This is a genomic window from Prescottella equi, assembly GCF_002094305.1.
GTDB classification, from domain to species: Bacteria; Actinomycetota; Actinomycetes; order Mycobacteriales; family Mycobacteriaceae; genus Prescottella; species Prescottella equi.
In genome coordinates this window covers 537,390-557,561 of sequence record NZ_LWTX01000001.1, presented here as the reverse complement: position 1 = coordinate 557,561, position 20,172 = coordinate 537,390, and the positions used below count along the sequence as shown (strand labels likewise).

Sequence of the window (20,172 nt, the reverse complement as noted above, 5' to 3'; positions counted from 1 at the left end):
CTCACCTGGTGTTTCATCCGTGGTTGCACAGCGTTTCGGATAGGTGAACGGATCGGCCGGTTGTGTTGCAGTCGGGTTTCGCGGTTGCGCTCACCCCGGATCGAAACTTCGTGAACCACCGCGAAGGTCGCAAAACGCCGCTGCCCGGCCCCTCGGACGAGGGACCGGGCAGCGATGGACGGAGCGTGCCGGTCAGCCCAGCAGCGCGTCGACGAAGGCCTCCGGCTCGAAGGGAGCGAGGTCGTCGGCGCCCTCGCCCAGACCGACGAGCTTCACCGGAACGCCCAGCTCGTGCTGGACCTGGAAGACGATGCCACCCTTGGCGGTGCCGTCGAGCTTGGTCAGCACGACGCCAGTGATGTCCACGACCTCGGCGAACACGCGGGCCTGCATCAGGCCGTTCTGTCCGACGGTGGCGTCGAGGACCAGCAGCACGTCGTCGACGGCCGCCTTCTTCTCGACCACGCGCTTGACCTTGCCCAGCTCGTCCATCAGGCCGGTCTTGGTGTGCAGACGACCGGCCGTGTCGATGAGCACGACGTCGACGCCGTCCTCGATGCCCTTGGCGACCGAATCGAACGCGATGGCCGCGGGGTCGCCGCCCTCGGGTCCGCGAACGACCTCGGCACCCACGCGCTCGGCCCATGTCTGCAACTGATCGGCCGCGGCCGCACGGAAGGTGTCGGCGGCGCCGAGCAGGACGCGTCGGCCGTCTGCGACGAGGACCCGGGCGAGTTTGCCGGTCGTGGTGGTCTTGCCGGTGCCGTTGACGCCGACGACGAGCAGCACGGCGGGATGATCGCCGTGCGGAAGGGCGCGGATCGAGCGATCCATCTCGGGACGCAACTCCTCGACGAGAACCTCGCGCAGGAGCGCCCGGGCCTCCGCCTCGGTGCGCACACCGCGGGACGCCATCTCCTCGCGCAGCCGCTCGACGACCTTGACGGTGGTGGCGGTGCCGAGATCGGCGATCAGCAGCGTGTCCTCGACCTCCTCCCACGAGTCCTCGTCCAGGTCGCCGCCACCGAGCAGGCCCAGCAGGCTCTTGCCGACGGCGTTCTGCGAGCGCGACAGCCGACCGCGCAGGCGATCGAGCCGGCCCGCGGTGGGCTCGATCTCCTCGATCGCGGGAGTAGGAGCAGCCTCCGGCTCGACCACCGGCTCCGGCTCGACCACCGGCTCCGGCTCGACGACGGGCTCCGGCGCGGCTTCCGGCTCGACGGCCGGCTCCGGCGCAGGCTCCGGCTCGACGACGGGCTCGGGTGCGGGTGCAGGTTCGACCACCGGCTCCGGCGGAGCCACCGGTTCGGGGGTGACGGGCTCGGGAGCGGCGGGAGCCTCCGGCTCGGCGACCGGCTCCGGGGTGACGGTGGGCTTCGCCTCCGGTACCGGCGTGGTCGGGGGAACCGGCGGCGCGACCGGGGGCTTGGGCGGAACGACCGGCGGCTTGGGCGCGGCCGGCGGCACCTTGGGCGGCGCGGTGGCCGACGGCCCCTGGCTGAAGTTGAAGCCGCCACCGGCTTGGTATCCGCCCGAACGGTCCTTCGGCTGCTCCGTCAGCTCGGGCTTCTCGGGCGCCGCGGTGAGGCTGATGCGGCGACGGCGGGCCAGGGTCAGGCCGACGACGAGCGCCACGACGAGGACGGCCAGTACGGCCGCTATTGCTATCCAGGCTCCGGTAGTCACACCGACATCCTGTCAGGCTGCCCGCGTCCGTGACGCCTCCGGGCAAGTCCGGCGGGGCGTGGCGAGATCGGTCCGTGACACCCGAGGAGCGGCTCCTCGGGTGTCACGTCGGGCCGTCAGAGCAGGGCGGCGATCTCGTCGGCGATCTGCTCCGGGGTGACGGTCGGCTCGAAGCGGCGAACGACCTCGCCGTCCCGGTCGACGAGGAACTTCGTGAAGTTCCACTTGACCTCGTCGGTGCCGATCGCCTCGGGGCGGGTCTTGCTGACGTGCTCGTAGAGGAAGCCGTGGTCCGGGCCGAAGTCACCGGGGGCCTGCGCGCGCAGGTACTGGTACAGCGGGTGTGCGTCGTCGCCGTTGACCTCGAGCTTCGCGTACACCGGGAAGGTGACGTTGTAGTTGACGCTGCAGAACTGCTGGATCTCGGCGTCGTCGCCCGGCTCCTGGTCGCCGAACTGGTTGCACGGGAAGCCGACGACCTGCAGGCCCTTGTCCTTGTTGGCGCGGTGCAGCGCCTCGAGGCCCTCGTACTGCGGCGTGAGGCCGCACTTGCTCGCCACGTTGACGATCAGCAGCAACTTGCCCTTGTGGGCGCTGAGATCCTCGGTGGCGCCGTCGGCGGTCTGGACGGGGAAGTTGTGGGCGTTCATCGATGGTTCTCCCATGTAGTTCGGTGGGGTCGTGCGGGGTGCACGCACGTGAATGACGGTGCCGGGTTCACCCGGCAACCAGGTCCTGACCGCGCAGGCGCTGCGAGATGACGGTGGTGATGCCGTCGCCGCGCATGCTGACGCCGTAGAGTGCGTCGGCGACCTCCATCGTCGGCTTCTGGTGGGTGATCACGATCAGCTGCGACTTCTCCCGCAACTGCTCGAACAACCCGATCAGGCGCCGCAGGTTCGTGTCGTCGAGCGCGGCCTCCACCTCGTCCATGACGTAGAACGGCGACGGCCGGGCCCGGAAGATCGCGACCAGCATCGCGACCGCGGTGAGCGACTTCTCGCCACCGGACAGCAGCGACAGCCGCTTGACCTTCTTGCCCGGCGGCCGGGCCTCCACCTCGATGCCGGTGGTGAGCATGTCCGACGGATCGGTGAGCACCAGACGGCCCTCGCCGCCCGGGAAGAGTTTCGCGAACACCTCGACGAACTCGCGTTCGACGTCCGCGTACGCCTCCGTGAACATCTGCAGGATGCGGGCGTCGACGTCGGCGACCACCCCGAGCAGGTCCTTGCGCGCGTTCTTGACGTCCTCGAGCTGGGTGGACAGGAAGTTGTACCGCTCCTCGAGCGCCGCGAACTCCTCGAGCGCGAGCGGGTTGACCTTGCCGAGCGTCGCCAGGTCCTTCTCGGCGCGCTTGGCCCGGCGCTCCTGGGAGGCGCGGTCGTACGGCACCGGCGCGGGCCGGGTGACCTGCTCCCCGCGCTCGCGGGCCTGCTCGTACTCCGCGATCTCGAGTTCCGACGGCGGCAGCGCGACGTCGGGCCCGTACTCGGCGATCAAATCGTCGAGGTTGACTGCGTACTGCTCGAGGATCGTCTGTTCGAGCTGCTCGATCCGCAGGGCCGCTTGCGCCCGCGCCACCTCGTCCCGGTGGACCGCATCGGTGAGTGCCGCCATCTGGGCGGTGAGCTGCCGGACGCGCTCCTTGACCGCCTCGACCTGTTCGGTGTGCGCGGCGCGCAGGCGGCTCAGCTCGTCACGGTGTGCCACCGCGTCCGCCACGACGCGGTCGAGACGGTCGGCCACCTTCTGCCCGGCCGAGGCCACTGCGGCCGCCACCTCGGCGGCGGTTCGACGGGCCTGCCGCGCCCGCTCGGCCCGCGCTCGGGCCTCGCGTTCGGCCTGGGCCGCACGACGCAGCGAATCAGCCTTGCCCCGAACGGATTCCGCTCGCTCCTCGGCGGTGCGCACCGCGAGCCGGGCTTCGACCTCCACGGCACGTACCTCGGTGAGCGCAGCCGCGGCGGCCTCCCGTTCGAAATCCGTCGGCGCAGTACTGCCCGAGTCGGCCGCGGCACCGGACTGTTCGTCCTCCGCGCGGCGCAACCGCTCCTCGAGTTCGGCGAGCGCAGCGAGCGTCTCCTCCCACCCGCTCTCCGCCTTGGCCCGCTGCGCGAGCAGCCGCTCCGACTCGGCGTGGGCCGCCCGGACAACTTGCCCCAGGCGCCCCAGCTGCTCGTAGACCGCGGACATGTTGGCGTCGGACTCGTGCAGAGCGGCCAGCGCCTGCTCCGCGACCTCGGCGCGATCGGCCTGCTCGGCGACGGCGCCGGCGAGGGCGGCTGCCAGTTCCTCGGAACGTCGCTCGGCCGCCTCGAGAGCCGACGTCGACGCGTCGATCGCGGCCTGCACTTCGAGGGTGCTCGGACGGCGATCGGAACCGCCGGTGACCCAACCGGTTCCGACCAGATCGCCGTCCCGGGTCACCGCCCGCAGGGACGGCTGCCGGCACACGAGTTCGGTTGCCGCGTCGAGCGAATCGACGACGGCCACCCGATCGAGGAGGGCATCGACTGCGGCGCGCAGCGATTCGGGGCAGTGCACGTTGTCGGCGATCCACGTCGCCGACCCGGGAAGGTCCGGACGCGTCGCGACGTCGGAATGCTCGGCGGTGTGCAGGATCGCAGCCCGGCCACCGTCGGCGGCGCGCAGTGCCTGCACGGCCGCCGCCGCGGCGGCGGCAGATTCTGCGGCGATCGCGTCGGCCGCCGGACCCATCACCGCGGCGACCGCGGCCTCGTAGCCGGCGTCGACGCGAATCAGCTCGGCAACCGGACCCGTGAGCCCGCGATCGGTGTGGTGCTCGAGCAGCCAGGCGCCGCCGTCCTTGCGCTCGAGTCCCATCGACAGTGCGTCGATTCGCGCCTTCAGCGATGCCACCTCCTGGCCGGCGTCGCGCTCGGCGGCCTGCAGTTCGGCGACCCGCGCGGTGATCAGGTCGAGTGCCTCGACCGCGCGCTCGTGGTGGCCGTCGAGCCCGAGTTCCCCGGCGTCGAGGTCGTCGACGGTTGCCTCGACCGCGTCGAATTCACGTTGCGCTGCGTCGCCGCGTTCACGGGCCTCGCCGATCGCCACGTCGAGCCGGGCCACCTCGGCGTCCACGGACTCGGCACGGGTACGCAAGGTGTCCACCTGCCCCGCCAGTCGTGCCAGTCCTTCGCGGCGATCCGCGATCGCCCGCACCGCCGCGAAGTGAGCGCGTTCGGCCTCCGCGGCCGCCTCCTCACGCTCGGCGAGTTGTTCGCGTGCGGCCTCGAGCGTCGCGCGCGCGATGTCGACGGCGGCGATCAGTTCGGCCTCCTCCGCCGCGATCCGCTCGGCCCGGGCCTCCATCTCGTCGGGATCCTGGCCGCGGCCGGGTTCCGGTTCGCTGTCGAGGTGCCGCGCGCGCTCCTGCGCGATGCGGATGGTCGCGCTCACCCGCTCCGCCAGCGCCGACAGCTGGAACCACGTCTGGCTCGCCGCCTCGGCCTGCGGCGTCAGGCGGGCCAGCGCCTGCTCGTGACCACCGAGTTCGGCCGTCGCCGCCTCGAGCGCCGCCTGCACCGTCTCCTGCTGTTCGCGGGCGAGTTTCTCGTCGTGAGTCTGGTGGGCGAGTTCGGCCCGGCGTGTGACGAGGTCGTCCGCTGCCAGCCGCAACCGCGCGTCGCGCAGGTCGGCCTGAACGGTCTGTGCGCGTCGCGCGACCTCGGCCTGGCGACCGAGCGGTTTGAGCTGTCGACGCAACTCGGCGGTGAGGTCGGTGAGCCGCGCGAGGTTGGCCTGCATCGCGTCGAGCTTGCGGACCGCCTTTTCCTTGCGCTTGCGGTGTTTGAGAACGCCCGCGGCCTCCTCGATGAACGCGCGCCGGTCCTCGGGACGCGATTCGAGGATCGCGGACAGCCGACCCTGCCCGACGATGACGTGCATCTCCCGGCCGATACCGGAGTCGCTGAGCAGTTCCTGCACGTCCATCAGGCGGCACGAGTTGCCGTTGATCTCGTACTCGCCGGCGCCGTCGCGGAACATCCGTCGTGTGATGGACACCTCGGAGTACTCGATGGGCAGGGCGCCGTCGGAGTTGTCGATCGTGAGCGTCACCTCGGCGCGGCCGAGCGGGGCCCGCCCGGCGGTGCCGGCGAAGATGACGTCCTGCATCTTGCCGCCGCGAAGCGCCTTCGCGCCCTGCTCCCCCATCACCCAGGTGAGGGCGTCGACCACGTTCGACTTGCCGGAGCCGTTGGGTCCCACGACACACGTGATGCCCGGCTCGAACCGCAGAGTCGTTGCGGACGCAAAGGACTTGAAGCCCTTCAACGTCAGACTCTTCAGGTGCATGACGGTGGACTCTACCGGCGGATCAACGCTCGACGAATCCGGAAAGGCCTCCGCGTGCCGCGTCGATGTGCTCGACTACCAGCGTCACGTTTCCCGGCGTCTGTCCCGATCGCAGCAGCTCGAGCAGCCGCTCGAGTTGCGGCCGCGGGCCCTCGGCGATCACCAGCACCCGCCCGTCGGCGTGGTTGGTGGCGTGGCCGACCAGCCCGAGTTCGAGGGCACGTGCCCGCGTCCACCACCGGAAGCCGACACCCTGGACGTAGCCGTGAACCCAGGCGGTGAGGCGTTCGGTGTCGGAAGTCATGGCTGCCATTATCCGACGGGTGGTGTCAGCTTCCGGACGGCGCCGTCGAAGCCCACCGCGTACAGGGCGCGGCTGTCCCATCCGGGACCCGCACCGAACTTCACGGCCGACGTCAACATGAGCCCCGACGCTATCTCGCAACTCGTACCCGCGACGGGATCCACCCGCAGCACCTTGCCCGCGACGTTGTACGCCAGGTAGACGGCGCCATCCGGGCCGACGGTGAGGTCGTCGGCGACGTTGAGCGGACCGATGCCGGGCAGCGGGATCGCTCGGACCGGGCCACGCAGATCCGACGCGGAGAGGATTTTAAGTTCACTGACCGGGTCGAACGAGGTGGTCAGGTACACGCGATCGCCGTCGGTCGCGACGCCGTCGACCGTGCCCAGGTCGGAGCGCACCCGTTCGGGCGAGCCGGGTCGATCCGCGGGGATCCGGGTGAGGCCCGGCGTTCCCAGGTTGTGGGTGGTGAGCAAGTCGCCGTTGCCGAGTCGGGCGAGACCGTTGGGCATCACGAGACCGCCGGCCACGGTTCGACGTTCGCGGCTCACCAGGTTCACGACGTCGACAGTGCCGTCCGCGATGTTCAAAAGCCCGGAAATCGCGCTGTTACCGGGTGAAGTACACGTCGTCGCCGGCTACGGCCAGCCCACCCGGACCGTTCACTGGATCGGCGAGCCTTCCCCGCGCACCCGACGCGTCGAGCGTGCGAACCGCGCCGGGCGCCGTCATCGACGAATCCGACAGCAGCATGGAACCGCGACCGTCGAACGCAAGGTTCTCGAGCATCCCGTAGCCGGACGCGATCGTCACGACGTCCCAACGCGGACAACCGATCCCGTCACTCGACGACTGGGCCGACGCCGGCGACCCTGTCAGCAGTGTCGTGACTGCTGCCGCCGCAAGCGCAAGAACTCCGAGCCGCACCCTTCGCCGACTCCGCACAATGTCCCCCATATCCGTCCGTTCCGGGCCGAGGGCGCGATTGTTGCAGACGTCGAGCCTGCAGGGATCGGAATCGACCCGCACAACGCCGTCGAACCAGGACCTCGAATCGGTCCGGATCACCTGTATGCCATGCGCGGGCGACTCGATCGGGATCATCCGGCGTGAATCCCGAGCGCACGGTCGGCAGATTCTCACGCCAACCGACCAGTCCCGAACTGTCGCGACCCCAGACGCGGACAACCAACGTCATCGTCGAATCTGCCCAGTCCAACCCGGTCCCCGAGTTCTAACGACCAGTCAGGAATACATCTGCGACAGCAACCACCAACGCCGACGCACAACCAACAGCGATACCGGCAATTTGCGGCGATCCAGGCCGAAGGTGCCGTACGAGGTAGCCGGCCCCAGCTCCCACCAACCCGATGGCGAGCACACCGCCGAAGATTGAGAACAACGTCATGAACGCGACCATGGTGACCGCCGCTCCGACTGCAGCCCCTACGGAATGGCCGGCGGTGCCGGCGATAGCTACGGGGAACTGCCACACCAGGGCTGTCAAGCCGGCCGCGACAGGGGCCGAGAGCACTGCAGAGCAAGCCCCTCCCCGCAAGCTACGTTTTGAACTGGGCTGCATGGTATGCCAGTGTGCCTTGCCCGCTTCGGAGGGTCGATCAGGTGTGAGCGTTTGTGCCGTAGTCGGTTTCAGTTCCGCTTCCACATGCCGTGCCGCTGTCCGGGCGGGCCTACCGAGGTGTGGGTCGACCCCCGTCGACCTACACCAAGATCAGGAGCCCGATGTTTCGGACACGATGACGCCTGACACCACACGCAGGAACCCTGCGATCACGTCCGGCTGTGACAGCCACATCCATTGACTCGAACATCAGTTCGAACTAAGCTTGCATCATGAATCCGGGGGGACTCAACGACACGGGCATCGCAGCTACCGCGCTGCAGCCCGACGACGTGCGCCTACTCACCGAAATCACATTGCTGCAGAACACTCTCGAAGTCACCCGCGAGATCGAACGCCTCGAGGCATTGCGGGTCGCGATGGTCTCCGAAATCGACGAGCGCGCAGTCTCGTTCGACACCCTCGGCTTCCGCAGCGTCAAGCAGTGGCTGGCCGCGAACACATTGCTGGAAGTGCCGGCCGCAGCCCGGATCCTCGCGTTGGGCAGGATGCTGAGCCGGCAGCCCGAGATCGCTGACGCCTTCAACTCCGGCGATATATCGGCCGAGCATGCGGCGTTGATCGGGAAGTTCTGCGAAACCCCACCCCGCGGCATGCCGAACGAAGCGTTGGATTCCTGCCGGAAGGTGTTGCTGGACAGCGCCTCCGGAACCACTGCAACCACCATGACCGTCCGCACCTGCATCTCCCGGCTCGAGCGGATCTTCGAATCCGACGAACTGCCACCCAGCGAGGACACCGAACGCAACGAGTTCCATGCGTCGAAGACCTTGAACGGGCGAGTTGCAGTCAAGGGTGATCTCGACGCAGTCACCGGAGAGATGCTCCTGACCGCCCTGTCGACGTTGACCAAGCCGCGCAACCCGATGGACGACCCCGCCGGCGCCCGCACCCCGGCGCGGCAGCGGGCCGATGCGTTCGCAGAGATTTTGTGCCGCTACCTCGACTCGGGCGAGGCGCCCATCGAGGGTGGCGAGCGACCCCATCTATCCCTGCACGTGAACGCGCAGGACCTCGCGCGTACCGACGCGGACCACGAGTGGACAGGCTCGGACGGCGATCCGGACCTGTTCGGCGACAAAGACATCGCCCGCATGCCACACCTGGGACCACTATCGATCGCGACCGCCCGCAGATTGGCCTGCGACTGCCACCTCACGCCGATCGTCATGAGCGACGGCGTCCCGATCGATCTGGGCCGCACCAGTAGGACTGTGTCGAAGAAGCAACGGCGGGCACTCATCGCCCGCGATCACGGCTGCGCCTTCCCTGGCTGCGACGCAGTGCCCGCCCACTGCGAAGGCCACCACGTCACACATTGGGCTGACGGCGGACCAACCGACCTCGACAACCTCGTGCTGCTGTGCCGCTACCACCACGGACTGCTGCACCACTCCCACTGGCAAGTGAGAATCGGCGCCGACCGCCACCCGTGGTTCACCCCACCGTCGACCGTGGATCCCTACAAGAAACCCATCCCCGCCCACAATCGCGCCGGACCCCGGGCGGCGTAGGCACCGTCGACGCCTGCCATCACCCAGGACGGCAGGCGTCGACCAGGCGTGCTCTAGTCGCGCTTGATCGTCAACGTCACCTTGGTGCCGGCCTTGAGCGTGCGGCCGACGGTGCAGACTTTGTCGACCGAACGCTCGACGAGCGCGACCAGTCGATCCTGGGCTTCTACGTCGAGTTCGCTGAGATCGAGTTCTAGGACCTCGTCGAGCTGCGGGTACACCTCGTTCTCCCGGTCGGCCACGCCGGACACGCGGATGGTGGCGTCGTAGTCGTCACCGAGACGGCGCGACAGCGGGAAGTCCGAGCTCATTCCGGAGCACGCGGCCAGCGCGATCTTGAGCAGTTCACCCGGGGTGAATACGCCCTCCACCGACTCCGATCCGATCCGGACCTCGGCGCCACGCGAGCTACGTCCGGTGTAAAGGCGGGTTCCGGTGCGCTCGACCCAGAGTTCGGTGGGCGTGGGTGCGGGAGTCTGTTCAGCCATGAGTGGAGATCCTGCCATCTTCCGGTGCCTCGTCCCACACCTGGATGCCCGAGATCTCCGGCACTTCGTCGCGGTGGAACGTCGGGTCCTTGCCCTCCGCGCGCTGACGTCGATAGTGGCCGAACAGCAGGAACGCGACACCCGACAGCGGCAGCAGTGCGGCCAGGTTCACGGTAGCCATGACACCCATCACCAGGTCGGCGAGCGCCCAGATCAATGGCAGTGATCCGACGGCCCCGGCGAACACACACACCACGACGATCGCCCGGAACCCCTGCAGCACGCGTCGGCTTCCCGTGAGGAACTCGATGTTGGATTCGCCGTAGTAGTAGTTGCCGATCACCGACGTGAAGGCGAGGAAGAAGATCGCGAAGGTCAGGAAGTGCACGGTCCAGCCGCCGAGCTGCGCGCTGAGTGCGTTCTGCGTCAGCGACGCGCCGGCCTTGGTCCCGTAGTCCGGGTTCGACAGCAGGATGATGAACGCCGTTGCGGTGCAGACCAGCAACGTGTCGAAGTAGACGCCCAGGCTCTGCACCAGACCCTGCTTGACCGGGTGTGAGACAGCGGCCGTCGCACCGGCATTGGGGGCCGAACCCATGCCCGCCTCGTTCGAGAAGAGCCCCCGCCGGATGCCTTGCATGAACGCGGCAGCGAATCCGCCGCTGACCACCTCACGGATGCCGAAGGCGTTCTCCACAACGAGCCGGATCATGCCGGGCACCTCGGTGATGTTGAGCGCCACCACAATCAGAGCGATGACCAGGTATGCGCCCGCGACCACCGGGACCACCACCTGCGACACGGCCGAGATCCGGCGCACCCCACCGAAGATCACAGCAGCCGTCAGACCCGCGACCACGAGCCCGACGACGATGCTCAGTGCGCGGGAGTCCTCGCCCACCGAGGTGGACACCGCGTCGACGATCGAGTTCGTCTGCACCGCATTGAAGACGAAGCCGTACGTGACGGTGATGATGACGGCGAAGATCACGCCCATCCAGCGACGGCGCAGTCCGTGCAGCATGTAGTAGGCCGGTCCGCCCCGGAAGCCTCCGTCCTTGTCGCGGATCTTGTAGACCTGCGCCAACGTCGACTCGACGAACGCCGTGGCGGCGCCGATGAGGGCCATCACCCACATCCAGAACACCGCGCCGGGTCCGCCGACGCTGATCGCGATCGCGACGCCGGCGATGTTGCCGGTGCCCACCCGCGACGCCGCCGAGATCGAGAAGGCGCGGAACGCCGAGATCCCCTTCTCCCCGTCGGGCAGCGTCTCGGCCGGCTCGGTGACCGATCGGAGCATGTCCGGCAGCAACCGGATCTGGACGAACCGGGACCGCACCGTGAAGTACAGGCCGAGCCCGACCAGCAGCACGATCACTGCGTACCAGTACGCATCGTTGACGTCGGTGACCAGTTCCACGAGCGAGTCCACATCAGCGACTATGCGGGACGCTCGTCCGGTCCGCCAGTCGCGAACCGACCGTTAGTTGCTACACCTGGAACCGATACCCCATACCGGTCTCGGTCAGCAGATGCCGCGGTTTCGACGGGTCGACCTCGAGCTTGCGACGCAGTTGTGCGAGGTAAACCCGCAGATAGTGCGTCTCGGTGGCATACGCGGGACCCCACACCTCGCGGAGGAGTTCCTTCTGCCCCACCAGTTTGCCCTTGTTGCGGACGAGCATCTCGAGCATGCCCCACTCGGTCGGCGTCAAGTGCACCTCGGCCCCATCACGAGTGACCTTTTTCGCGGCCAGGTCGACCGTGAACGAATCGGTCACGACGACGGGCTCACCGGTCTCCGCGGCCGCCGCGCCGCGCCGGACCGCGGCCCGCAGGCGCGCGAGGAACTCGTCCATCCCGAACGGTTTGGTGACGTAGTCGTCCGCCCCCGCGTCGAGCGCCTCCACTTTGTCCGACGAGTCGGTCCGGGCCGACAACACGATCACCGGCGCCGTGCACCACCCGCGCAGACCCGCCAGTACCTCGATGCCGTCCATGTCCGGCAGGCCCAGATCGAGGACGATCACCTCCGGGTGCCGCTCGGCGGCCGCCCGCAGCGCCGCCGCCCCGGTCGACGCGGTCGTCACCTCGTAGCCACGGACACTGAGATTGATCCGCAGTGCCCTCAGGATCTGCGGCTCGTCGTCCACTACCAGCACCCGCGTCATCGGGCCCCTTCCACTTCCCCGGCACCCGCGGGTGCCGCATCCAGTTCCACGATCATCGTCAGTCCACCACCGGGGGTGTCGGTCACCCCGACCGTGCCGCCCATCGCCTCGACGAACCCCTTGACCACCGACAGCCCGAGGCCCACGCCCACGGTGTTGTCGCGGTCGCCGAGTCGCTGGAAGGCGTCGAAGACCTGCTCGTGGGTGCCTCGCGCCAATCCCGGTCCGGTGTCGGCGACGGTGATCGTCATGTGGTCGCCCGCGCGAGCCGCTCCGATCCGAACCGGCTCGTCGGGCGCGTATCGCAGCGCGTTGTCGACGAGGTTGGCGATCACACGCTCGAGCAGGCCGGCGTCCGCCATCACCGCGGCGTCACCCACCTCGACCTTCACCTGGTCCCGGACCCGTCGTGCGGACCCGGGCCCACCGAACCCCGCGCCGACCAACGCCCGGTGCACCACCTCCTCGAGATACACCCGGCGCAGCGTCGGTTTCACGACGCCCGCGGCCAGACGCGAGGAATCGAGCAGATTGCCGACGAGAGCGGTCAGCTGGTCCGTCGACTCCTCCACGGTGGCGAGCAGTTCCGCGGTGTCCTCGGGTGAGAACTCGACGTCGTCGCTGCGCAGGCTCGACACCGCGGCCTTGACGGCGGCGAGTGGGGTGCGCAGGTCGTGGCTGACGGCGGAGAGCAGCGACCGACGCAGCCGGTCGGCCTCCGCGAGGGCCTGCGCCTTGCTGGCCTCCTCGGCGAGTTGCCGCTGCCGGATCAGGCCCACGGCCTGATTCGCGACCGCGTAGAGGACCTTGCGGTCCCGCGCGCCCAGTTCCTCGCCCGCGAGCAGCAGGGCGTATTCGCCGTCGCTCACCTCGCACACCGTGCCGGCCTCGTCGACGGTGCTCGGCGCCGACGCCCCCGCCGCGCTCACGACGCCCTCCCCGCGCCGGACGACGCTGACCCCGGTCTGCGAGTACGTCTCACGCACCTTCTCGAGCAGCGCGGGCAGATCCGCGCCGCGCAACACCGAGCCGGCGAACAGCGCCAGCAGTTCGGCCTCCTGCGACGCCCGCCTGGCTTCGCGCGACCGTTTGGCCGCCGCGTCGACGAGGATCGCCACCGCGACCGCGACCACCAGCAGCACGACGGTGGTGATGAAGTTGTCCGGTTGGGCGATGGTGAAGCTGTAGAGCGGGGCGGTGAAGAAATAGTTGAGCAGCAGGCCCGAGATCAACGCGGACAGGATCGCGGGCCCGACGCCGCCGAGCAGTGACACCACGAGCACGACGACGAAGAACAACGCGTTCTGTCCGCCGACCCCCGCCACCCGGTCGATCAGCCCCATCAGGGCGGCGGCGATCGACGGGACGACGACGGCGGCCAGCCACGACACCGCGCGCCGTTCGCCGCGACCGAGGAACGAGATCCGGTGCCGGGTCGCGGCCTCGTCGTGCGTCACCATGTGCACGTCGATCTTCCCGGACTGCTGGACGATCGCTGCCCCGATCCCCTCGTCGAGGATCCGGGCCCACCGCGACCGCCGGGACGTCCCGATGACGAGTTGGGTGGCGTTGACCTCGCGGGCGAATTCGAGCAGCGTGGTCGGGACGTCGTCGCCGACCACGCTGTGCAGGCTCGCGCCGATGCTCGTGGCGAGCTTGCGCACCTTCCCCATCTCGGCGGCGGACACCCCTTCGATGCCGTCGCCGCGGACCACGTGCACCACCATCAGTTCCGCGCTCGCCTTGCCGGCGATACGGCTCGCGCGCCGAACGAGGGTTTCGGATTCGGGCCCCCCGGTTACGGCGACGACGACGCGTTCGCGTGCTTCCCACGTGTCGGTGATCTTGTTCTCGGCGCGGTACTTGGCGAGCGCGGCGTCCACCTGGTCCGCGACCCACAGCAACGCGAGTTCGCGCAGCGCCGTGAGGTTTCCGCGCCGGAAGTAGTTGCCGAGCGCCGCATCGACCTTCTCGGCGGAGTACACGTTTCCGTGAGAGAGCCTGCGTCGCAGCGCTTCCGGGGTGATGTCGACGAGCTCCACCTGCGATGCGGCCCGCACCACGGCGTCCGGCACCGTCTCCTGCTGCGTCACACCGGTGATCTGCTGGACCACGTCGTTGAGACTTTCGAGGTGCTGGACGTTGAGGGTCGAGAGTACGTCGATCCCGGCGTCGAGCAGCTCGTAGACGTCCTGCCAGCGCTTCTCGTTCCGGCTGCCCGGGGTGTTCGTGTGGGCGAGTTCGTCGACGAGCACCACCGCCGGCCGCCGCGCCAGCACGGCCTCGACGTCGAGTTCGGGCATCGCCGTGCCGCGGTACTCGACGAACCTCGGTGGAATCAGCTCGAGTCCGGCGGCCTGCTCGGCGGTGCGGGCGCGGCCGTGGGTTTCCACCACGGCCGCGACCACGTCACCACCACGTTCGAGGCGCCGGTGCGCCTCCCCGAGCATCGCGTACGTCTTGCCGACGCCCGGCGCCGCACCGAGATAGATGCGCAGCTCACCACGGCGCGGCGCGCGGTGCTGCTCGGGACTGCTCACAACGCCATCATTCACCCGCGGGGACCGCATTGCATCCGGGTGCGGTCAGTCCGAGCGCGACGTTGAGTTCGAGCACGTTGACGCGCTCGGCACCGAGGAAACCGAGCTGACGGCCCTCGGTGTGCTCGGCCACGAGCTCTCGGACTCGGTCCTCCCCCAGGCCTGTGACCGCGGCGACGCGCGGCACCTGCAGCTGCGCGTAGGCGGGTGAGATGTGGGGATCGATGCCGGAGCCCGACCCGGTGACCGCGTCCACCGGCACGTCGTGCGGGGCCACGCCCTCCCGCTCGGCGACCGCTGCCCGGCGCGCCTCGACGAACCCGGCCAGCACCTCGCTGCTGGGGCCCTGATTGCCGGGCAGGGCCGCTGCAGGGTCACCGGGTGCGAACGGGTCCTCGTCCGCGACCGAGCCGACGACCCGGTTGTGGAAGAACGGATCCGGCTCGCCGGCCGGGACCTGTGGATCGACGCCGACCCAGCGGCTGCCCACGACGCACCCCGCGGCGTCGTGGACCGGCGAGCCCTCCGCGGACCCCGAGGCGATGCGCCCCACGCCCCACACGGCGGCCGGATACAGCACCCCGAGGATCGCCGTGAGCGCAAGGAGGACGAGCAGCCCCGCCCACACCTGCTTGAGGAAACCGATAGCGAATCTCATTGGCTTTTCACCCGATTCCAGGAATGAGGCGGACGACGAGGTCGATCACCCAGATTCCGACGAAGGGGGTGACGACACCGCCCACGCCGTAGATCAACAGGTTTCGGCCGAGCAGTTTCGATGCGGCCGCGGGCCGATAGCGGACGCCCCTGAGCGCCAACGGGATCAGTCCGACGATGACGAGAGCATTGAAGATCACCGCCGACAGGATCGCCGACTGCGGAGTCGCCAGATGCATGATGTTCAGCACCGCCAGCTGCGGATAGATCGCACTGAAGAGCGCCGGCAGGATCGCGAAGTACTTCGCGAGATCGTTCGCGAGCGAGAACGTCGTGAGCGCCCCGCGGGTGATCAGCAACTGCTTGCCGATCTCGACCACCTCGATCAGCTTGGTCGGATCCGAGTCGAGGTCCACCATGTTGCCGGCCTCCTTCGCGGCCGACGTCCCGGTGTTCATCGCGACGCCGACGTCGGCCTGCGCGAGGGCGGGGGCGTCGTTGGTGCCGTCGCCGGTCATCGCGACCAGACGTCCGCCCTCCTGCTCCTGACGGATCCTCTCGAGCTTGTCCTCGGGCGTGGCCTCGGCCATGAAGTCGTCGACCCCGGCCTCCTCCGCGATGGCCCGCGCAGTGAGCGGGTTGTCGCCGGTCACCATGACGGTGCGGATCCCCATGGCCCGCAACTCCGCGAACCGTTCGGCGATCCCCGGCTTGACGACGTCGGTCAGCGCGATCACGCCGAGCACCGTCGCCGTGCCACGCTCGGCGACCGCCACCACGAGCGGGGTGCCGCCCCCGAGGGCGACCTCCTCGACCGAGTCGGACACGGCCGGATCGACCGCCGCACCGTACCCGGCGACCCACGCCAGCACGGCGTCACCGGCACCCTTACGGATCTGCTGCCGGCCGGTGCCGGTGGCGATGTCCAGTCCGCTCATTCGGGTCTGCGCCGTGAACTCGACGAACTCGGCGCCCCGCTCGCTGTCCGAAGCCTCGGTGGAGAGCCCGTACCGCTCGGCACACAGCTCGACGATGCTCCGGCCCTCGGGGGTGCCGTCCGCGAGGCTGGACAGCCTTGCCGCGGCGGCCAGTTCGTCCTCCGACCGGCCCGGCGCCGGATGGAGCGCGGTGGCCCGGCGGTTGCCGAAGGTGATGGTGCCGGTCTTGTCCATCAGCAGCGTGTCGATGTCGCCGGCGGCCTCGACCGCGCGGCCCGACATCGCCAGCACGTTGCGCTGCACCAGCCGGTCCATCCCAGCGATACCGATCGCGGACAGCAGCGCGCCGATCGTGGTCGGGATCAGGCACACCAGCAGCGCGATGAGCTTGACCGGATCCTGAGCCTCACCCGCGTACTCGCCCATCGGTCCGATCGCGACCACCGCGAGCAGAAAGATGATCGTGAGCGACGCGAGCAGGATGTTCAGCGCGATCTCGTTGGGCGTCTTCTTGCGCGACGCCCCCTCGACGAGCGCGATCATCCGGTCCACGAACGAATGCCCCGGCGCGCAGGTGATTCTCACCACGATCCGGTCGGAGAGCACCGTGGTGCCACCGGTGACGGCGCACCGGTCGCCCCCGGACTCGCGGACGACGGGCGCGGATTCGCCGGTGATGGCCGACTCGTCGACGGTCGCGATGCCCTCGACGACGTCGCCGTCGCCGGGAATCACCTCGCCCGCCTCGACCACCACGGTGTCGCCGACCACGAGCGTGGTGGCCGAGACCTCCTCGACCGCGCCGGACGCCGTCACCCGTCGGGCCACGGTGTCCTGCTTCACCTTCCGCAGGCTCGCGGCCTGGGCCTTGCCACGGCCTTCGGCGACCGACTCGGCGAGGTTCGCGAAGAGCACCGTGAACCACAGCCAGGCGGCAATCGCCCACGAGAACACCGTCGGCTGCACGATCGCCATCACCGTGGTCACGACGGACCCGACGAGGACGACGAACATCACCGGGTTGCGGGCCTGGTGGCGTGGATCGAGTTTGCGCACCGCGCCGGGCAGCGACGTGATCAGCTGCCGGGGACTGAAGATGCCGGCCGCGACCGGCGCGTGGCCGTGCGCGGAATCCGCGTCGGGCACATCGGTGGGAACGTCGGTCACGGGGACCGTCGTGTGGGTCTGAAGACTCATTGCAGGGCCTCCGAGATGGGCCCGAGAGCGAGGGCCGGGAAGAAGGTGAGGGCCGCGACCAGCACGACGGTGCCGGTGAGCAGTCCCGTGAACATGGGGCCGGACGTGGGCAGGGTGCCCGCACCGGCGGGTGTCCGACGCTGCGCGGAGAGCGATCCCGCGAGCGCGAGGACGAACAGGATCGGCAGGAAACGTCCCAACAGCATGCAGACACCGAGCGCCGACTGGAACCAGTCGCTCGTGACCGTGAGGCCGCCGAACGCGCTGCCGTTGTTGTTGGACGCCGACGCGAACGCGTACAGCACCTCGGTGAAGCCGTGGATGGACTGCGGAGTGCCGGGATCGCCACTGTTGCCGAGGTATCCGACGGTCGAGCCGAGGATGACGGTGATACCGGTGCCGATCAGGACGAGGGCGGGCATCACGAGCACCGACAGTGCCGCGAGCGTGATCTCACGCTGCCCGAGCTTCTTGCCGAGGTATTCGGGGGTACGTCCGACGAGCAGACCACCGACGAACACCGCGATGAGGGCGAGGACGAGGATGCCGTACAGGCCGGTCCCGACGCCGCCGGGCGCGATCTCGCCGAGCAGCATGTTCAGCAGTACCGCACCGCCGCCGAGCGGCGACATACTGTCGTGCGCCGAGTTCACGGCACCGGTACTGGTGCCCGTCGTGGCGACGGCGAACAGTGCCGATCCGGGGATTCCGAAGCGGACTTCCTTGCCCTCCATCATCGATCCGGCCGCCGTCGCCGCGGCGCCGCGCGCCCCGGATTCGGCCGCGAGCGTCACAGCGAGCAGGCCGAAGAACAGCGTCGACATCACGGCGAGGAGAGTCAGGCCCTGCCGACGGTCGCCGACCAGTGTGCCGAACGTGCGGGTGAGGCTGACCGGGATCAGCAGGATTGCGAGGATCTCCACGATGTTCGTGATCGGGGTGGGATTCTCGAACGGATGCGCCGAGTTGGCGGCGAGGATGCCACCACCGTTGGTGCCGAGTTCCTTGATCGCCTCCTGCGAGGCCACCGGGGCCAGTGCATTCGTGACAGTGGTCCCGTCGAGCCCGGTGGACGAGAAGCCGGTCCGGAACGACTGGATCACGCCCTGGCTCAGCAGGATCAACGCGATCACGAAGGCGAAGGGCAGCAGGATGCGCAGGGCACCGCGGGTGAGATCGACCCAGAAGTTGCCGATCTCGCCGCCCCGCGAGACGCGGACGAATCCACGGATGAGCGCCGCCGCGACGGCCATGCCGACGGCGGCGGACACGAAGTTCTGGACGGCCAGGCCCGCGGCCTGCGTCAGGTGGCTCATCGTCGTCTCCGGGACGTACGACTGCCAGTTGGTGTTGGCGACGAACGACGCCGCGGTGTTGAACGCGACGGCGGGGCTCACGCCCTCCACGCCGCCGCCGAGCGGCAGCACTCCCTGGATCCGCTGCAGGAAGTAGAGCAGCAGCACGCTCGCGGCCGAGAAGCCGAGCAGGCTGCCGGCGTAGCCGTACCAGGTCTGCTCGGTGCGGGGATTGATCCGGCAGAGCCGGTACACGACAGTTTCGATGCGCAGATCCCCGGACCGGAGATCTGTGTCGGTGGTGTAGACCTTCGCCATGTAGTCACCGACGGGGACGTACAGAATCGCTAGCACGGCAACGACCAGTGCTATCTGCAGTCCCGCTGCGAGAGCGGGATTCATGTGTGGAGACCTCTCGAGGACTAGAACCGCTCAGGGTTCAGGAGCGCGATGAGCAGGTAGATCACCAGCGCGGCGGCGATCACGACGACGGCGACACCGACCGTCCCGGCGACCGTCACCGGACGCTCCTCGTCTGCAGACCACGCAGCACCAGCGCACAGACGGCGAACACTCCGATGATCAACCCGACGTAGGCCAAATCAGCCATGACGTTCCTCTTCGTCTTCCTCGAAAACCGCAGCGTCGTATCTCGACGCCCACTGCGGAGCGTGCCCCCGTTCTGCGCCCGGATGCGCTGCCCTTACGCATCGCTGACACCACCGACTGATCGCGTTGACGCGATCTTTACGCGCCGCTCCGTCCGGGCTTCGAGAGCGCCCGTACCGACGCCGGCACCGGTACGTCGTCGGACACCCACGGGGCGCGGATCGGTTCGCCCGCAACGGTTCGCATCGGCACCACCCCCGCCCACACCCCCGGATCCCGGTCACCCTCGCTCGGCGGGGCGTCCCGCACCTTGACCGTCCAGCGGCCGGGCTCGATCGGCAGTGCGATCGTGAGGGTCGCGGCCAGTTCCTTGCGGGTCGACGCACGCACCTCGGTGCTGCGGTCCGGGATGAGCGCGTCCGACAGTTGGACGAGCGCGCACTCCGCCTCTTCTCGGCGCAGCGGCGTCAGGTTGCCGTGCACGACCGCAGAGCGGTAGTTGGCGGAGGAGTTGAAGAGGTTGTCGGCCACGACGATTCCGTCGAGAAGCGTGACACACAGCGATGCGGGCGCACCGGACGCGACATGGCGCAGCGCGCCGGCCCCTGTCGAACCGTGCAGCAGTATCCGGTCTCCGACCCGGGCGTAGAGCATCGGCACCGTCCAGGGCAGCCCATCGACGACGGTGGCAAGCGTGCCGACGGCGCAGGCGTCGAGCACCGAGTCCAGGTCGGCGCGGGACTCGCGGGAGCGTTCGGGCAGTCGTCCGATGCCGCACAGCGGCGGTGTGATGGTCATACCGACAACT

The 20,172-nt window shown here is 69.0% G+C and carries 14 protein-coding genes and 1 pseudogene; 1 reads left to right on the top strand and 14 read right to left on the bottom strand.

Translation table 11 applies throughout. The annotated features are described in order from the left end of the window. Positions 1 to 192 precede the first annotated feature (192 nt). From ftsY to A6I89_RS25065, 5 genes and pseudogenes are all read right to left on the bottom strand, one after another. Positions 193 to 1,686 (bottom strand): signal recognition particle-docking protein FtsY, encoded by a 1,494-nt coding sequence (gene ftsY / locus A6I89_RS02760; protein WP_005512099.1) that lies wholly within the window; start codon positions 1,684 to 1,686, stop codon positions 193 to 195. Between the two features lie 116 nt (positions 1,687 to 1,802). Then, the gene (locus A6I89_RS02755) at positions 1,803 to 2,336 is read right to left on the bottom strand and encodes a glutathione peroxidase (RefSeq protein ID WP_013416577.1); all 534 of its coding nucleotides are present in this window, start codon (positions 2,334 to 2,336) and stop codon (positions 1,803 to 1,805) included. A 67-nt stretch (positions 2,337 to 2,403) separates the two neighbouring features. Continuing rightward, a complete protein-coding gene (smc, locus tag A6I89_RS02750) occupies positions 2,404 to 6,006 on the bottom strand; it encodes a chromosome segregation protein SMC (RefSeq protein ID WP_022596882.1) in 3,603 nt (1,200 codons plus the stop codon). Between the two features lie 22 nt (positions 6,007 to 6,028). Further along, positions 6,029 to 6,310 (bottom strand): acylphosphatase, encoded by a 282-nt coding sequence (locus A6I89_RS02745; RefSeq protein ID WP_013416579.1) that lies wholly within the window; start codon positions 6,308 to 6,310, stop codon positions 6,029 to 6,031. 8 nt (positions 6,311 to 6,318) lie between these two features. After that, positions 6,319 to 7,414, bottom strand: a pseudogene (locus A6I89_RS25065) (SMP-30/gluconolactonase/LRE family protein). A gap of 750 nt (positions 7,415 to 8,164) precedes the next feature. Here A6I89_RS25065 and A6I89_RS02735 point away from each other — a divergent pair. Next, the gene (locus tag A6I89_RS02735) at positions 8,165 to 9,466 is read left to right on the top strand and encodes an HNH endonuclease signature motif containing protein (RefSeq protein WP_022596884.1); all 1,302 of its coding nucleotides are present in this window, start codon (positions 8,165 to 8,167) and stop codon (positions 9,464 to 9,466) included. Positions 9,467 to 9,519: 53 nt separating this feature from the next. On the opposite strand, the gene A6I89_RS02730 is transcribed toward A6I89_RS02735, so the two are convergent. The 9 genes from A6I89_RS02730 to A6I89_RS02690 all read right to left on the bottom strand — a co-directional run bounded on the left by A6I89_RS02730 (position 9,520) and on the right by A6I89_RS02690 (position 20,162). After that, complete coding sequence (locus tag A6I89_RS02730) at positions 9,520 to 9,954, bottom strand: OsmC family protein (protein ID WP_022596885.1); 435 nt, start codon at positions 9,952 to 9,954, stop codon at positions 9,520 to 9,522. Then, positions 9,947 to 11,389 carry an alanine/glycine:cation symporter family protein gene (locus A6I89_RS02725; RefSeq protein WP_013416583.1) on the bottom strand — a complete coding sequence of 481 codons (1,443 nt, stop codon included), beginning with the start codon at positions 11,387 to 11,389 and terminating at the stop codon, positions 9,947 to 9,949. Before A6I89_RS02725 ends, A6I89_RS02730 begins: the two co-directional genes overlap by 8 nt. A 58-nt stretch (positions 11,390 to 11,447) precedes the next feature. After that, positions 11,448 to 12,128: a response regulator gene (locus A6I89_RS02720; RefSeq protein WP_005512090.1), complete on the bottom strand. Its 681-nt coding sequence runs from the start codon at positions 12,126 to 12,128 to the stop codon at positions 11,448 to 11,450. Then, on the bottom strand, positions 12,125 to 14,698 hold the full coding sequence (locus tag A6I89_RS02715; RefSeq protein WP_044991300.1) for a sensor histidine kinase: 2,574 nt from the start codon (positions 14,696 to 14,698) through the stop codon (positions 12,125 to 12,127). The genes A6I89_RS02720 and A6I89_RS02715 overlap by 4 nt, the downstream gene beginning before the upstream one ends. Beyond that, positions 14,676 to 15,326 carry a potassium-transporting ATPase subunit C gene (locus A6I89_RS02710; RefSeq protein WP_005512088.1) on the bottom strand — a complete coding sequence of 217 codons (651 nt, stop codon included), beginning with the start codon at positions 15,324 to 15,326 and terminating at the stop codon, positions 14,676 to 14,678. The genes A6I89_RS02715 and A6I89_RS02710 overlap by 23 nt, the downstream gene beginning before the upstream one ends. A gap of 7 nt (positions 15,327 to 15,333) precedes the next feature. Continuing rightward, entirely contained in the window at positions 15,334 to 17,460 is a 2,127-nt protein-coding gene (kdpB, locus tag A6I89_RS02705) for a potassium-transporting ATPase subunit KdpB (RefSeq protein ID WP_044991301.1), read from the bottom strand. Beyond that, positions 17,457 to 19,157, bottom strand: a complete 1,701-nt coding sequence (gene kdpA / locus A6I89_RS02700) for a potassium-transporting ATPase subunit KdpA (RefSeq protein WP_022596890.1) — start codon at positions 19,155 to 19,157, stop codon at positions 17,457 to 17,459. The genes kdpB and kdpA overlap by 4 nt, the downstream gene beginning before the upstream one ends. Positions 19,158 to 19,177: 20 nt before the next feature. Beyond that, on the bottom strand, positions 19,178 to 19,276 hold the full coding sequence (gene kdpF, locus A6I89_RS02695) for a K(+)-transporting ATPase subunit F (RefSeq protein WP_060934553.1): 99 nt from the start codon (positions 19,274 to 19,276) through the stop codon (positions 19,178 to 19,180). A 226-nt stretch (positions 19,277 to 19,502) separates the two neighbouring features. After that, the gene (locus A6I89_RS02690; protein ID WP_022596892.1) at positions 19,503 to 20,162 is read right to left on the bottom strand and encodes a pyridoxamine 5'-phosphate oxidase family protein; all 660 of its coding nucleotides are present in this window, start codon (positions 20,160 to 20,162) and stop codon (positions 19,503 to 19,505) included. Positions 20,163 to 20,172: the final 10 nt, after the last annotated feature.

What these genes read in the sequence shown, in the direction of transcription:
- A6I89_RS02755 (WP_013416577.1), bottom strand. Translation starts at nt 2,336, where the DNA reads ATGAACGCCCACAACTTCCCCGTCCAGACCGCCGACGGCGCCACCGAG.
- smc (WP_022596882.1), bottom strand. Translation starts at nt 6,006, where the DNA reads ATGCACCTGAAGAGTCTGACGTTGAAGGGCTTCAAGTCCTTTGCGTCC.
- A6I89_RS02745 (WP_013416579.1), bottom strand. Translation starts at nt 6,310, where the DNA reads ATGACTTCCGACACCGAACGCCTCACCGCCTGGGTTCACGGCTACGTC.
- A6I89_RS02735 (WP_022596884.1), top strand. Translation starts at nt 8,165, where the DNA reads ATGAATCCGGGGGGACTCAACGACACGGGCATCGCAGCTACCGCGCTG.
- A6I89_RS02730 (WP_022596885.1), bottom strand. Translation starts at nt 9,954, where the DNA reads ATGGCTGAACAGACTCCCGCACCCACGCCCACCGAACTCTGGGTCGAG.
- A6I89_RS02720 (WP_005512090.1), bottom strand. Translation starts at nt 12,128, where the DNA reads ATGACGCGGGTGCTGGTAGTGGACGACGAGCCGCAGATCCTGAGGGCA.
- A6I89_RS02715 (WP_044991300.1), bottom strand. Translation starts at nt 14,698, where the DNA reads ATGCGGTCCCCGCGGGTGAATGATGGCGTTGTGAGCAGTCCCGAGCAG.
- A6I89_RS02710 (WP_005512088.1), bottom strand. Translation starts at nt 15,326, where the DNA reads ATGAGATTCGCTATCGGTTTCCTCAAGCAGGTGTGGGCGGGGCTGCTC.
- kdpB (WP_044991301.1), bottom strand. Translation starts at nt 17,460, where the DNA reads ATGAGTCTTCAGACCCACACGACGGTCCCCGTGACCGACGTTCCCACC.
- kdpA (WP_022596890.1), bottom strand. Translation starts at nt 19,157, where the DNA reads ATGAATCCCGCTCTCGCAGCGGGACTGCAGATAGCACTGGTCGTTGCC.
- A6I89_RS02690 (WP_022596892.1), bottom strand. Translation starts at nt 20,162, where the DNA reads ATGACCATCACACCGCCGCTGTGCGGCATCGGACGACTGCCCGAACGC.